This window comes from Sphingomonas sp. Leaf5 (assembly GCF_001421155.1).
Lineage (GTDB): Bacteria > Pseudomonadota > Alphaproteobacteria > Sphingomonadales > Sphingomonadaceae > Sphingomonas.
In genome coordinates this window covers 300,856-313,277 of the sequence record NZ_LMJZ01000001.1, presented here as the reverse complement: position 1 = coordinate 313,277, position 12,422 = coordinate 300,856, and the positions used below count along the sequence as shown (strand labels likewise).

Genomic DNA, 12,422 nt, shown 5'->3' with positions numbered 1-12,422 from the left:
CGGAAACGAAAGCGAATGGTCGCAGGGGTCGTGCCGGGGGGAGACCATGGTGGAGGGCGGGTGTTCGGGGGATGAACGGGGGCCTCCTTCGTCACCCCGGGCTTGACCCGGGGTCCCGCTTTTCATCACGGCCGAGAGAAAGAAGAAGCGGGACCCCGGGTCAAGCCCGGGGTGACGGTAGGGTTGGCCTGCCGCTCAACCTTTCGGCGCGTAGAGCTGGTCCGGCCCCGGAAAGGCGCGCGAGCGGACGTCGTCGGCATAGGTCTGCACCGCTGCCGAAATGCGACCGGCGATGTCGTCGAACGTCTTCACGAAGCGCGGGGTGCGTTCGAAGAAGCCGAGCATGTCCTCGGCGACCAGCACCTGTCCGTCGCACTGCGCCGACGCGCCGATGCCGATCGTCGGCACCGCGATACGGCGGGTGATGTCGATCGCGATCGGTTCGACCACCCCCTCGATCACCACTGCAAAGGCCCCCGCCTCGGCAACGGCGACGGCATCGGCGACGATCTTCGCCGCTTCCTCCGGACTGCGGCCGCGCGCGCCATAGCCGCCGAGCTGGTTCACCGCTTGCGGCGTCAGGCCGACATGGCCCATCACTGGAATCCCGCGCTGCGACAGGAAAGCGACGGTGTCGGCCATCGCCGTGCCGCCCTCCAGCTTCACCGCCGCCGCGCCGGTCGCCTTGAGCAGCATCGCCGCGCTTTCGAACGCCTGCGCAGGACTGGCTTCGTAACTGCCGAAGGGGAGATCGATCACGACCAGCGCGTGATAGCTGCCGCGCACGACCGCAGCGCCATGCGCCGCCATCATGTCGAGCGTGACCGGAACCGTCGACGGCAGGCCGTAGATCACCTGCCCCAGACTGTCGCCGACCAGCAGCATGTCGCACTGCGCGTCCATCAGCTGCGCCATGCGCACGGTATAGGCGGTCAGCATCACCAGCGGGGTCCTGCCCTTGGCGGCGCGGATCGCGGGGATGGTCAGCCGCTTCATCGGCGCGGGAGTCGGCGTCGCGCGGCTTGTCGCGGTGTCGATGGTGAAGGTCGTGGACATGGCGAGCGTCCTAGCGGAACGCCCCTAGCGAAGCCACCCACGGGCATCGGCTTGGCGCGCGACCGCCAGCTGGGCCAGCGCGATGGCGAAGATGACGAGCGGAAACGGCACGACCGCCGCCGCGCCCTTGACCGCGATCAGGTCGGTCGCGGCAAAGACCCAGCCGAACTGCACCGCGACTGCCAGCAGCGATAGCGCGAGGAAGACGATCGCGATCCGCCGCCAGAGCATCAGCGCGATCCCGCCGAGCAACCCGCCCCACGTGGCGATGGCATAGATCCAGACGAACCAGCCGGGCAGCGCGAGGAAAAAGCCGCGCTCATAATCGGGCAACGCCGCCAGTTGCGCCTGCCCGGTCGTCGCATGGCCGTAAAAGGCGAAGACACCCGCCGCGCCCCACAAAGTCATCAGCAAGGCGACGACGCGGAACCAGATCGGCGGCAAACGAAAAAGGGTTTCAGCCATGTCTCTCCCACAGGCAAATCGCTGCGGTATCGCCATCGGCCCCCGAGCGGGTGCAATCGTAGCGCAATCAGTCCGCCAAGAGCAATCGTCCGGCGTAGCGATCGGGTTTGAAACCGACCTCGATCCAGTCGTCCGCGACCAGCACCGGCCGGCGGATCATCGACGGCTGCGCCAGCATCAGGTCGATGGCGCGGTCGGCGGTCAGATCGGCCTTGTCGGCATTGGGCAGCTTGCGGAACGTCGTGCCCGACCGGTTGAGCAGCGCGTCCCACCCCAGCGCCGCGACCCAGCGTTCGAGCGTCGCGCGCTCAATCCCGGCCTTCTTATAGTCGTGGAACCGATGCGCGATGCCCTGTCCGTCGAGCCAGACGCGCGCCTTCTTCATCGTGTCGCAATTGGGGATGCCGTACAGCGTCAGGGTCACCGGTCGCCTCGTCGCAGGATGGGCGTTCGCGTCTAGCCTGGCGACGCGCCGCCGTCGATCACGCCACCGCGCGCAACGTGCGGGGCTGGTCGCGGCCGGCGGTTTCCGCGACGCTGAACCGGGCGACGTGGCGGGTCAGTGCTTCGGCTTCGCTGGCGAGGCTGCGCGCGGCGGCGGTGGCTTCCTCGACCATCGCGGCGTTCTGCTGCGTTACCGCGTCCATCTCGCTGACGGCGATGTTGACCTGTTGCAGGCCCGACGATTGTTCGTCGGCACCGCGGGCGATGGTCGCGACCAGATCGGCGATCTCGGCGATGCGCGCAACGATGCGTTCGAGCGCGCTGCCGGTCTGGCCGACCAGCGTGACGCCGACCTCGACCTGGCTGCCGCTGGCATGGATGCGCGACTTGACGTCGTTGGCGGCGTCGGCCGAACGCTGGGCCAGCGCGCAGACTTCGGAGGCGACGACCGCGAAGCCCTTGCCCGCATCGCCGGCGCGCGCGGCCTCGACCCCGGCGTTGAGGGCGAGCAAGTTGGTCTGGAAGGCGATGCCGTCGATGACCGAAATGATCTCCGAAATCTCGTCCGACGCGCGCTTGATGCCGCTCATCGCCGTCACCGCCTCGCGCACGATGCGAACGCCGTCCTCGGCATCGCCGCGAGTCGCGCTCATGGTCGTATTGGCCTGTGCCGCCCCCGCTGCCGTGCGCCGGACCGTGGCCGTGATCTGGTCGAGCGCGGCGGCGGTTTCCTCAAGGCTTGCCGCCTGTTGTTCGGTGCGGCGCGACAGGTCGTCAGACGCGCTGCTGATCTCGGTCGCGCCGGTGCGGATGCCGCCCGCCGAGCGCGTGACCGAGCGCATCGCGTCGGCAACCGCCGCCATCGCCGAGTCGAAATCGCCGCCGATCTTGGCGAAGGTACCCGACAATTTGCCGCCGATCCGGGTGTCGAGCCGGCCATGGGCCAGCGCGTCGAGCCCCGATCCGACCGTCGCGACCACGCGCTGCTGCTCGGCCTCGCGATCGGCGGCGACGATCGCCGCGTCACGGAAGGTTTCGAGCGCGGCGGCCATTTCGCCCACCTCATCGATGCGGTCGCGGCCGGGAATCGGAGTCGCGGTGTCGCCGGCCGCAAGCGCGCGCATCCGGGCCGACAGTGCCTCGACCGGTTGCGAGATCGAGCGGCCGATGCGGAAGGCGACGAAGGCGACGACCAGCAGCACGGCCAGCGCGAGGGCGCTCTGATACAGCGCCGCGCTCCATACCGCCGCGTTGACGCTGTCGAGATACACGCCCGAGCCGATCACCCAGCCCCATGGCTTGAACCCGGCGACATAGGACAGTTTCGGTTCGTCATGCGACTTGTCGGGGGTCTTCCACATATAGCGGACGAAGCCCTCACCCCGGGCCTTCACGACATTCGCCATCTCGACGAAATGTGCCTTGCCGGTGGCGTCGCGGTTGTTGGTCAGGTCGGTATTGTCGAGTTCGGGCTTGGTCGGGTGCATCAGCATCGTCGGATGCAGATCGTTGACCCAGAAATACTCTTTCCCTTCGTAGCGCATGTCCTTCAGCGTCGACAGCGCGGCCCGCTGCGCCTCGGCACGGCTCATCCGCCCCGCCAGTTCGGCGTTGTGATAATAGGCGACGACCGACCGTGCGGTTTCGACGACCTGTCGCGTATTGCGCTCGATATCGGCGTGCATGATCGCCGACATGCGAAACAGACTGATACACAGCAGCGCGACCAGCCCGATCGCCGCCATTGCCCCGATCAAGTTGACGCGACCCCGGACCTTCAACTTCATTGCACCGCCCTTTTCCCTCGTCGGGCCACGATGCGCCGAATTACTGAATATCTTATTTACAGGTCGCCGATCCCGTCCGCGCTTCGCCCCATCGACCGGTCGCGACAAGGTGCCGTCCGCTGCACGACGGCCATTGACGATCGCCGACCCTGCCGATAGCGTCTGCGAATGAGTATCAATAGCGAGGCTCTATGTACGATCTGATCGACCGGCCGGTATCGATATTGTCGAACGGCGACCGCTTCCTGCTCGAAGCGATCCGGCTCTGGGTGGCGGCGCGCAGTGCGTGCCAGAACCCGTCGGCGTTGCTGGCGGCGCGCTTTGCACAGGCAGGCGCACTCGATGCGCTGTGCGATTTCGACGCGTGGATGGCGCAGTTGTCGAGCCATGCCCGCGTACCGATCCAGATCAATTGTAAATGCGGGCTTGTGACCGACGATGAATCGGTTCTCTTGACCTTGGCGCGCGATCTCGTAACGGGTCGCGATGCGAAGGCACGGACCACGCTTTCGCTGCTGGTCGCCGACGGGGCGATCGCACCAACCTTTTGCGCGCTGGCCCGGACAGCGGCGATGCTCGGCCAGATCGGGCTGCCGCCGGGGACCAGCGTCAAGACGTAAGGATTTTCGATGACCGACCGCACCGCCGTCGTCCACGGCCTCGAACCCACCAACGCGCTCAGCGTCGAGCGCGTGCGTTCGGTGCGTCACTGGAACGAGCATCTGTTCAGCTTCACGATCACGCGTCCGCCGAGCTTCCGCTTCCGCTCGGGCGAATTCGTGATGATCGGCCTGCCCGGCGACAACGGCAAGCCGTTGCTGCGCGCTTATTCGATCGCCAGCCCGGCCTATGCGGAGGAGCTGGAGTTCCTGTCGATCAAGGTGCAGGACGGCCCGCTGACCAGCAGGCTGCAACAGATCGTGCCCGGCGACGAAGTCTATCTGGGCAAGAAGCCGACCGGCACGCTGGTCACCGACGCGCTGAAGCCCGGCAGCCGGCTGTTCATGCTGTCGACCGGTACCGGTCTTGCCCCGTTCCTGTCGCTGATCCGCGACCCCGACGTGTATGAGATGTATTCGTCGATCGTCGTCGTCCATTCTGTGCGCCGCGTGTCCGACCTCGCCTTCCGCACCACGATGGAGGCGAACCTGGCCGGCGATCCGCTGGTCGAGGATCAGGCGGCACAGCAGTTCACCTATGTCCCGACGGTGACGCGCGAGCCGTTTCACACGACCGGCCGCATCGATGCGCTGGTCGACAACGGCACGCTGTTCAGCGCCCGCATCGGCGGCGCGCAGGCGTTCGACCCGGCGACCGACCGCATCATGCTGTGCGGGTCGACCGAGATGATCCGCGACTTTTCGGAATATCTGGAAGGTCTGGGGTTCGAGGAAGGGTCGAACGCGAAGCCTGGCGACTACGTGATCGAACGCGCGTTCGTGGGGTGAGGCAGCACGCCTTACCCTGCCATCAAATCCTGATTCCGTTTGGTTCGAGCAGCTTCGAGCCTGTCGAGAACGCGCCGATTGGGGCAAGGCGTTCTCGACAGACGCTTCTCGACTTCGCTTGAAGCTGCTCGAACCAAACGATGGTACGAAGGAAGGGGGCGGGACCACCGCCCCCCGTTCGCGTCAGTAGCTGACCCGGATCGTGCCCAGTACCGTCCGCGGCGCGTTGAAGAATCCCTGATCGTAGTTGATCGCGTTCAACACCTTCGCATCGTTGACGTTGCGGACATTGGCGCTGAGCGAGACGCGATCGGTCAGATCGTAGCGCGCGAGCAGATCGAACGTGGCATAGCCATCCTGCGTGATCCGGATCGGGGTGGTGGTGTTCGGCACCAGTGCGCCCGGTTCGAGGTAGATGCGGCTCTGATACTGGCCCGATGCGCCCAGCTTCAGCGCCGGCAGCATCGTCGGCGACCACACGATATTGAGCCGCCCGGTATTGCGCGGCACGAACGTGCGCACCGCCTGGTCATCGTCGCCGCGCACCCGCATCACCGTGTATCCGCCGGTGGCCTGCACACCGGGCGCGACCTGTCCGCTGAATTCGAACTCGATCCCCTGCGACTTGGCATTGACGCCGCGATAGAGCGTCTGACCGATCGTCGCGTCGAAGCCCGCCGCCTCGGCCGTGTTCTTTTGCCGCGCCTGAAACACCGCGATGCTGGTGTTCAGCCGGCCGCCGAGCCATTCGCCCTTCAGCCCGGCTTGCAGATTGTCGCCCTCGATCGGATCGAGCAATCGGCGGTTCGCGTCGACCTGAGTCTGCGGATTGAAGATCGTCGCGAAGCTGGCATAGGCGCTGATATTGCTCGCCAGATCGATCGTCGCCCCGACGAACGGCAGGAAGCGCGCGCGGTCGTAATCGGTCGGCGCGCCGTAGGAGATGCCTTCGCTGAACGCGCGGGTCGCGTTGGCGCCGACCATCACCTTGACCCGCTCGGCCGGGTTCAGCCGGATCAGGCCGTACACCGTTTCGCGCCGCTGCCGGGTCGCGAGGCTGGGGTCGTACGCGGTCGGGAAATTCGGTTCGGGGAAACTGCCGTCGAACGCCGTCGCCAGCGGCAGCGAAAGATTGATGGCGGCGGTATCGTAGCTCGACCCCTGCTCATAGGCTTGCGCGCTGCGGTTCACGCCGAACATCACGTCGTGCGTCCGGCCGAACAGCGTCGCCGTGCCGGCCAGATGCGCGTCGATGGTCAGGTTGCGGGTTTCGGCACGGAACGCGCCGGGATAGCTGAAAATGCCGAGGCCTGTCGCGCGATCGGGATTGCCGAAGACGTAGAACAGCCGGTCGTCCTCGCTGATCGCCCGGCGCAGGACGCTGAGCTTGGCCGTCCAGTCGCCGAAGCGATGCGTCACGTCGCCGAAGATCTGGCGGTCGGTGACGTTCCACCGCGCCCAGTCGGGACCGGTGTTGGTCGAGCGGGCATGGTCGATGCGGGTACCGTCGGTGTAATAGAGCGGCAGCGACCCCCACATCGCGCCGCGCGTACCATGATCCTGATGGCCGTATCCGGCGCTGACCACCGTATCGGGGCCGAGATCGGCCTCGACGATGCCATAGCCGGTCCAGCGGCGCAGATGGTAGCGATCGAGATAGCTGTCGCTGTCGACGAACGCGCCGACCGCGCGCGCCCGCACATTGCCTTCCCGTGTCAGCGGCACGCTGACATCGGCGTCGAGGCGCAGAGCGTCGAACGATCCGTACTGGACGCTGGCCGATGCCTTCAGGTCGCGGGTCGGGCGCTTGCGGACGAAGTTGATGACCGCCGACGGGTTGCCGGTCGACGACAACAGGCCGGGCGCGCCGCGCACGACCTCGATCCGGTCGTAGATCGCGGTATCGACCGATCCGGTCTGCACTTCGAAGGCGAAGGGCAGGCCGATGCCGTCGATCTGGAACGTCTGGATATCGAAGCCGCGCGCCGAATAATAGAAGCGGTCGGTTTCCTGCGCCTGCACCGTCACACCCGGGACGGTCGTGAGCAGCGCGTTGGCGTCGTTCAGCTGAAAGTCGTCGATCTGCGCACGCGTCACCACGCTGACCGATTGCGGCGTCTCGCGCTGGCTGAGCGGCAGGCGGGTGGCGGTGGTCTGCGCCTTGACCGCATAGTCGGCGCCGCCCTCGGTCCGGGTGCCGGTGACGATGATATCGTCGCCCCGCTGCGGCTCCTCGGTCGGCGGCACTTCCGGAACGGCGGTGGCGGCGGCGAGGAGGATGGCGAAAGCGGACATACGAAGCGATTCCATGAATGTTTCGCGCCGGGTACGCCGCCACTACTGCTTTTGCAAGTGACTATCAGTAGCTGGCGATCAGGTCGGTCCGTCCGCCGTCAGGAAGCGGCCGAGCACGACGACGTCCTGCCGCGTCAGCCCGATCGCACGGTAAAAGCCGAGCGCCGCGTCGTTGTCGCTGCGGACCATCAACTGGAGCTTCGGCGCGCCCGCGTCGCGCAGCCAGTCCTCCGCAGCGGTGAACAACGCGCGGCCGATGCCCTGCCCCTGACGATCGGGCGCGACCGCGAGATAATAGAGCCAGCCACGATGCCCGTCGTGGCCGACCATGACGCTCCCGATCGTGTGGCCTTCCTCGCGGGCGAGCAGGATCGTCGACGTCGCACCCGACAGCGCCCGCGCGACATCGGCATGGGGGTCGTTCCATGGCCGGGTCAGCCCGCACAACCGCCACAATGCGACCACCCGGTCGGCATCGTCAGCGATGGCGGGCGCAATCACCGGGCGATGCAGGTGCTGCCCGCCCATAAAGCGGTGACATTGTCCCTGGCGTCATAGGTGCCCGACAGGCCGCCGCTGGTGAATTCGCGGCCAAGGCTGGTTTCCTCGACCGGCGCGTCGATCGACGAATCGACCGTCGCCCGCTTCGCGCCGATGCCGACGCCGCTCATCGTCGTCAGCCCACGCCCGCGCGCCGACCAACCCACGAAGCGACCTTCCTGAAAATAGACGGCGATCTTCGGATAGGTGGCGATGTCGAGCGGGCCTTCGCCGCATGTCTCGTTGCGCGATCGTTCGGGCAGGCTCTGGGTCGCCGCTTCGACCACACGCAACACGATCTCGCTGGGGCTGCCGAAGGGGAGCGCGCGGCTGCTGGCACCGGCCACGGTTTGCAGGCCGTCGGGGGCGAGGTTGAGCGCGATCGCGTTGCGCGCCGCTGCTTCCGCACCGGCCGGCGCATCGCAGCGGACGCGGCGGACCGGTCCGCCGTCCGCCATCATGTCGAGCGTCCCCCCCTCGCCCAGCGCCAGCCGGTAGCGGCGCTGTTCGGTGATGCCACCGCGATCGCCGACGATATCGATATCGACCGCCCCGGCATCGGCAAGGGTGATGCCGCGCACCGGCAACTCGCGGTCGCCCATCGTGATCGCGTTCGCCGCGACGATCAGCCGGTTCGCCCCGGCGGGATCGGCGGCGCAGGCGGCACCGTCGCTGTCCCATGTCCCGACGAACCGGGTCGGGATCGTCACCAGCGTTTCGGGCGTCGGCGACGGCATCGGCAGGATCGGGTCGTCCTGCGTCAGATTGACCGACGCATCGGGTTCATCGGCCTGTCCGCATCCTGCCAGCAACGCCAGCATCCCGATCGCCCACCGCCGCATCACCCGACTCCCGTACCTCTTGTTTCGGCAGGACTGCCGGATTTGCCGTCGCGACGAAAGAGGTCAGCGCGGCGGCGGCGTCGATCCGACCGCGACGACCGGCGGCGTGCGCGACGCGAAATAGGCCTTTGCCGGCAATTCGATCACCGTCACCCGTCCGGCATTGGCGCGTTCGAGCGACTGGGTGAACGAGCGCGGCTTCTTCATCAGTTTCCGGTCCTCGACCACGGTCAGGCCCGATCGACGCGCGGCTTCGGCAACGAAATGGACGCAGTTGCGACGGTTCAGATTATAGTGCGAATCGCCCTTCTCACCCCATTCGTCGATCAGCGAGCGGACGGCGGCATATTGCGCATCGCTCAGCACGACCGAGAAATGGGCGTTGCTGCGGTCGATATAGGATGGTTTGGGGCGGTCGATCCGTCCGGCGACCGATCCGGTCAGCAAAGCGGGGGTGATCGCCTTGGCAGTAAAGCCATAGGTGCCATCGGCTGCCGGCCCGCCGGCATCGGGCGTGCCCGAAAAGCTGAAGAATGCATGCGGGAAGCTCTGCCCGAATTCCTGCGACCAGAAGGTGATCGTCACCGCCGCCTGCGCCGGGGCGATCGCCTGCACCGCCAGCAGCAGCGCGGCGAGGGCCCGGAACACGGGTCGGAACCACCGATCGGTCGTCATGCCGCCTTCCATACCGAACGCGGCGTGCCGGCACCAGCCGACACGCCGCGTCGTTACCGTACGATCAATCGGCCATGCCGTCGCGGGCCAGCTTTTCTTCCTGTTCGGGGTCGTAGCCCGACGAGGGTGCGGGACCGTTGCTGTGGATCGGCTGGGTCGAGGCGGGCGGGTCCGACGCGTCCATCGATTCGTCGAGACCGCGGTCGAGCCGCGCGTCGCTGTCGGCCGGATCGCTTTCCATCCGTCCGGCGATGCTGTGATCGCCGCCCGCGTCGCCGCGACCCGGCGGGGTATGCGCGTCGCTTTCGTTGCCGTCGGGGGCGACCGACAGCGACGAAAGCGCCTTGTCATCGATTCCCATGGTGTCGTTGGTCATGTCCCTCACTCCTTCAGGACAAAAACGAAACGATCGCCCGACGCGTTCCCCGTATAAGAAAAGACCCGGCGGTTTCCCGCCGGGCCCTTCATATCGTCCTCTGTGACCGGATCAGTCGCGGTTGCCCATGAACGACAGCAGGAACTGGAACATGTTCACGAAGTCGAGATACAGCGACAGCGCCCCCATGATCACGGCCTTGCCAGCGAAGTCGGTGCCGGCGACCTGATAATACAGGCCCTTGATCCGCTGCGTATCATAAGCGGTCAGACCCGCGAACAGCAGCACGCCGATCGCGCTGATGACCATGCTCATCATGCCCGACTGAAAGAACAGGTTCAGCAGCGACGCCACGATCAGACCGACCAGACCCATGATCAGGAACGTACCGAACCCGGTCAGGTCACGCTTCGTCGTGTAGCCGTAGAGGCTGAGCGACAGGAACGAGACCGTGGTCGCAAAGAAGGTCAGCGCGATCGACGATCCGGTGTAGCGCAGGAAGATCGTCGACATCGACAGACCCATGATCGCTGCGAATGCCCAGAACAGCCCCTGCGCTGCGCCGGTCGAAAGACGGTTGATGCCGAAGCTCAACACCATCACGAAGATCAGCGGCGAGAAGATGATCGCATATTTCAGGATACCGGGCTGGTAGAACACCGCCGCCGCGGGCGAGGTGTCGCCACCCCACGAAAACAACAGCGCGACGATGCCGGTCAACAGCACGCCCGAAGCCATGTAGTTATACACCGAAAGCATGTAGGACCGCAGCCCTTCGTCGCGCGCCATGTCACGGTCGCGCGTACGGGTGATCGGTGCGGCCGACGTCCGGGGATCGGACCAGTTCGCCATTGTAAACTCCTCTTTCCGGCACTCATGCCGGCTGTTCGAAATATCGTCCGCCGTCGTGGCGATTTCAAGCCAAACGCGGAGAGCAACATTTTGTTACGCTGCCGGGAGAATCCGCCATGCACCGTCTGTTTATCGCCCTCCGCCCGCCCGCTGCGATGCGCGACGCGCTGTTCGACATCCAGGACGGCGTCGAAGCGGCGCGGTGGCAGGATGACGAGCAACTGCACCTGACGCTGCGTTATATCGGCGACGTCGAACGGCCGGTGGCCGAGGATATCGCACTGGCATTGCAGGCGGTTCGCGCCCCGGCGTTCGATCTGGCGCTGTCGGGTGTCGGACAGTTCGCTGCCGGCCGGCGCGGCCGGGCGCTATGGGCCGGGGTGACCCCGCACGACGCGGTGACGGCGCTGCATCGGAAAGTCGATCACACGCTCGTCCGTCTCGGCCTGCCGCACGAGGGGCGGGCGTTCCTGCCGCACGTCACGCTGGCGCGGCTCAACAAATCGAGCGGGCCGACGGAAGCGTTCCTCGGCACGAATGCGGGGCTGGCGTCGCCGCCGATGCGGTTCGATCACTTCCTCCTGTACAAAAGCCACCTCGGCCATGCCGGTGCCTGGTACGAGGCGGTGGCGCGTTACCCCCTCGATCCGCCCATGACAGGCGACTGACGGATCGTCCCGTCGCGGGACGGGCGCAAGCTGTCGTTTCGTTCATGAAACCGTCAGGCGAAGGGTGCGTTAAACCGGTCAACAACGACATGGACGAAAGGATATCCCCCATGCGCAATATGATGTTGGCACTCGCCGCTGCATCGCTGATGGCGCCGGTCGGTGCGACCTATTCGAAGCACGGCATTTCGGTCGGCAAGTCCGAAGCCGAGGCACAGCGCCGCAACCAGTATCGTGAATGGCGCGGCCGTGACGGCCGCCGCTATTGCCGCAAGCCGAACGGCACGACCGGTCTGGTCGTCGGCGGCGTTGCCGGCGCGCTGGTCGGCCGTACGGTCGACAGCCGCGGCGACCGTACGCTGGGTACCCTGCTCGGCGGTGCCGCCGGTGCGCTGGCGGGTCGCGAGATCGAGCGGAGCGGCAGCCGCGGTCGCTGCCGTTGAACCTACTTTGACGCGACCTATGTGAGAGGCGGGTCCGGCGACGGGCCCGCCCTTTTTCCATCGCAAAGGTTCCCGCATGATCCGCAGTGCATCCGCCCGTTACGAAGGTCTTGGCAAGGACGGCAAAGGCCATGTCTCGACCCAGTCCGGCGTGCTCGACAACCAGCAATATGGTTTCAGCACCCGGTTCGAGGACGGCAAGGGTACCAATCCCGAAGAATTGATCGCCGCCGCCCATGCCAGCTGCTTCACCATGGCGCTGAGCTTCGCACTGGCCGGTGCCGGCTATGGCGACGGCACGCTGGAGACCACGGCAAAGGTCACGCTGGACAAGGATGGCGACGGGTTCACGGTGACCAAGTCGGCGCTGACGCTGACCGCCAGCGTCCCCGGCATCGATCAGGCGAAGTTCGAGGAGATCGCGGCCGGGGCCAAGGCGGGCTGCCCGATCTCGAAGCTGCTGAATACCGAGATCACGCTGGACCACACGCTCAACGCGTGATGCGAACAGGGCCGGGGCAGGCTGCTCCG

15 protein-coding genes are annotated in these 12,422 nt (G+C 66.3%); 5 read left to right on the top strand and 10 right to left on the bottom strand.

Going from position 1 to position 12,422, the window contains the following annotated elements; genetic code table 11:
* Positions 1-195 precede the first annotated feature (195 nt).
* The 4 genes from panB to ASE50_RS01435 all read right to left on the bottom strand — a co-directional run bounded on the left by panB (position 196) and on the right by ASE50_RS01435 (position 3,752).
* Positions 196-1,056, bottom strand: a complete 861-nt coding sequence (panB, locus tag ASE50_RS01450; protein ID WP_056394673.1) for a 3-methyl-2-oxobutanoate hydroxymethyltransferase — start codon at positions 1,054-1,056, stop codon at positions 196-198.
* Positions 1,057-1,080: 24 nt separating this feature from the next.
* The gene (locus ASE50_RS01445; protein ID WP_056394671.1) at positions 1,081-1,521 is read right to left on the bottom strand and encodes a hypothetical protein; all 441 of its coding nucleotides are present in this window, start codon (positions 1,519-1,521) and stop codon (positions 1,081-1,083) included.
* Positions 1,522-1,588: 67 nt separating this feature from the next.
* A complete protein-coding gene (locus ASE50_RS01440) occupies positions 1,589-1,945 on the bottom strand; it encodes an ArsC family reductase (protein ID WP_056394669.1) in 357 nt (118 codons plus the stop codon).
* Positions 1,946-2,003: 58 nt separating this feature from the next.
* The gene (locus tag ASE50_RS01435) at positions 2,004-3,752 is read right to left on the bottom strand and encodes a methyl-accepting chemotaxis protein (protein ID WP_056394667.1); all 1,749 of its coding nucleotides are present in this window, start codon (positions 3,750-3,752) and stop codon (positions 2,004-2,006) included.
* A 191-nt stretch (positions 3,753-3,943) separates the two neighbouring features.
* Here ASE50_RS01435 and ASE50_RS01430 point away from each other — a divergent pair, with 191 nt between their 5' ends.
* Complete coding sequence (locus tag ASE50_RS01430) at positions 3,944-4,372, top strand: hypothetical protein (protein WP_056394665.1); 429 nt, start codon at positions 3,944-3,946, stop codon at positions 4,370-4,372.
* A gap of 9 nt (positions 4,373-4,381) precedes the next feature.
* Complete coding sequence (locus tag ASE50_RS01425) at positions 4,382-5,200, top strand: ferredoxin--NADP reductase (protein WP_056394663.1); 819 nt, start codon at positions 4,382-4,384, stop codon at positions 5,198-5,200.
* A 183-nt stretch (positions 5,201-5,383) separates the two neighbouring features.
* Here ASE50_RS01425 and ASE50_RS01420 read toward each other — a convergent pair whose 3' ends face one another.
* The 6 genes from ASE50_RS01420 to ASE50_RS01395 all read right to left on the bottom strand — a co-directional run bounded on the left by ASE50_RS01420 (position 5,384) and on the right by ASE50_RS01395 (position 10,780).
* Complete coding sequence (locus ASE50_RS01420; RefSeq protein ID WP_162236146.1) at positions 5,384-7,495, bottom strand: TonB-dependent siderophore receptor; 2,112 nt, start codon at positions 7,493-7,495, stop codon at positions 5,384-5,386.
* A 78-nt stretch (positions 7,496-7,573) separates the two neighbouring features.
* Positions 7,574-7,996: a GNAT family acetyltransferase gene (locus ASE50_RS01415; RefSeq protein WP_235512088.1), complete on the bottom strand. Its 423-nt coding sequence runs from the start codon at positions 7,994-7,996 to the stop codon at positions 7,574-7,576.
* A complete protein-coding gene (locus ASE50_RS01410) occupies positions 7,993-8,877 on the bottom strand; it encodes a hypothetical protein (protein ID WP_056394658.1) in 885 nt (294 codons plus the stop codon). The genes ASE50_RS01415 and ASE50_RS01410 overlap by 4 nt, the downstream gene beginning before the upstream one ends.
* Positions 8,878-8,940: 63 nt before the next feature.
* Positions 8,941-9,552 carry a hypothetical protein gene (locus ASE50_RS01405; RefSeq protein ID WP_200909438.1) on the bottom strand — a complete coding sequence of 204 codons (612 nt, stop codon included), beginning with the start codon at positions 9,550-9,552 and terminating at the stop codon, positions 8,941-8,943.
* 64 nt (positions 9,553-9,616) lie between these two features.
* Positions 9,617-9,928 carry a hypothetical protein gene (locus tag ASE50_RS01400; protein ID WP_056394655.1) on the bottom strand — a complete coding sequence of 104 codons (312 nt, stop codon included), beginning with the start codon at positions 9,926-9,928 and terminating at the stop codon, positions 9,617-9,619.
* Between the two features lie 111 nt (positions 9,929-10,039).
* Complete coding sequence (locus ASE50_RS01395) at positions 10,040-10,780, bottom strand: Bax inhibitor-1/YccA family protein (RefSeq protein ID WP_056394653.1); 741 nt, start codon at positions 10,778-10,780, stop codon at positions 10,040-10,042.
* Positions 10,781-10,896: 116 nt separating this feature from the next.
* On the opposite strand from ASE50_RS01395, the gene thpR reads away from it, so the two are divergent.
* The 3 genes from thpR (at position 10,897) to ASE50_RS01380 (ending at position 12,393) form a co-directional block, all read left to right on the top strand.
* Positions 10,897-11,448: an RNA 2',3'-cyclic phosphodiesterase gene (gene thpR / locus ASE50_RS01390; protein ID WP_056394651.1), complete on the top strand. Its 552-nt coding sequence runs from the start codon at positions 10,897-10,899 to the stop codon at positions 11,446-11,448.
* Between the two features lie 110 nt (positions 11,449-11,558).
* Positions 11,559-11,891 carry a glycine zipper 2TM domain-containing protein gene (locus ASE50_RS01385; RefSeq protein WP_056394649.1) on the top strand — a complete coding sequence of 111 codons (333 nt, stop codon included), beginning with the start codon at positions 11,559-11,561 and terminating at the stop codon, positions 11,889-11,891.
* A 76-nt stretch (positions 11,892-11,967) separates the two neighbouring features.
* Entirely contained in the window at positions 11,968-12,393 is a 426-nt protein-coding gene (locus ASE50_RS01380) for an OsmC family protein (protein WP_056394647.1), read from the top strand.
* The last annotated feature ends 29 nt before the right edge of the window (positions 12,394-12,422 follow it).

Excerpts from the sequence above, each read along its gene's own strand:
- ASE50_RS01385 (WP_056394649.1), top strand. The coding sequence starts at position 11,559 with ATGCGCAATATGATGTTGGCACTCGCCGCTGCATCGCTGATGGCGCCG.
- thpR (WP_056394651.1), top strand. The coding sequence starts at position 10,897 with ATGCACCGTCTGTTTATCGCCCTCCGCCCGCCCGCTGCGATGCGCGAC.
- ASE50_RS01425 (WP_056394663.1), top strand. The coding sequence starts at position 4,382 with ATGACCGACCGCACCGCCGTCGTCCACGGCCTCGAACCCACCAACGCG.
- ASE50_RS01395 (WP_056394653.1), bottom strand. The coding sequence starts at position 10,780 with ATGGCGAACTGGTCCGATCCCCGGACGTCGGCCGCACCGATCACCCGT.
- ASE50_RS01400 (WP_056394655.1), bottom strand. The coding sequence starts at position 9,928 with ATGACCAACGACACCATGGGAATCGATGACAAGGCGCTTTCGTCGCTG.
- ASE50_RS01405 (WP_200909438.1), bottom strand. The coding sequence starts at position 9,552 with ATGACGACCGATCGGTGGTTCCGACCCGTGTTCCGGGCCCTCGCCGCG.
- ASE50_RS01445 (WP_056394671.1), bottom strand. The coding sequence starts at position 1,521 with ATGGCTGAAACCCTTTTTCGTTTGCCGCCGATCTGGTTCCGCGTCGTC.
- ASE50_RS01410 (WP_056394658.1), bottom strand. The coding sequence starts at position 8,877 with ATGCGGCGGTGGGCGATCGGGATGCTGGCGTTGCTGGCAGGATGCGGA.
- panB (WP_056394673.1), bottom strand. The coding sequence starts at position 1,056 with ATGTCCACGACCTTCACCATCGACACCGCGACAAGCCGCGCGACGCCG.
- ASE50_RS01430 (WP_056394665.1), top strand. The coding sequence starts at position 3,944 with ATGTACGATCTGATCGACCGGCCGGTATCGATATTGTCGAACGGCGAC.
- ASE50_RS01435 (WP_056394667.1), bottom strand. The coding sequence starts at position 3,752 with ATGAAGTTGAAGGTCCGGGGTCGCGTCAACTTGATCGGGGCAATGGCG.
- ASE50_RS01420 (WP_162236146.1), bottom strand. The coding sequence starts at position 7,495 with ATGTCCGCTTTCGCCATCCTCCTCGCCGCCGCCACCGCCGTTCCGGAA.
- ASE50_RS01380 (WP_056394647.1), top strand. The coding sequence starts at position 11,968 with ATGATCCGCAGTGCATCCGCCCGTTACGAAGGTCTTGGCAAGGACGGC.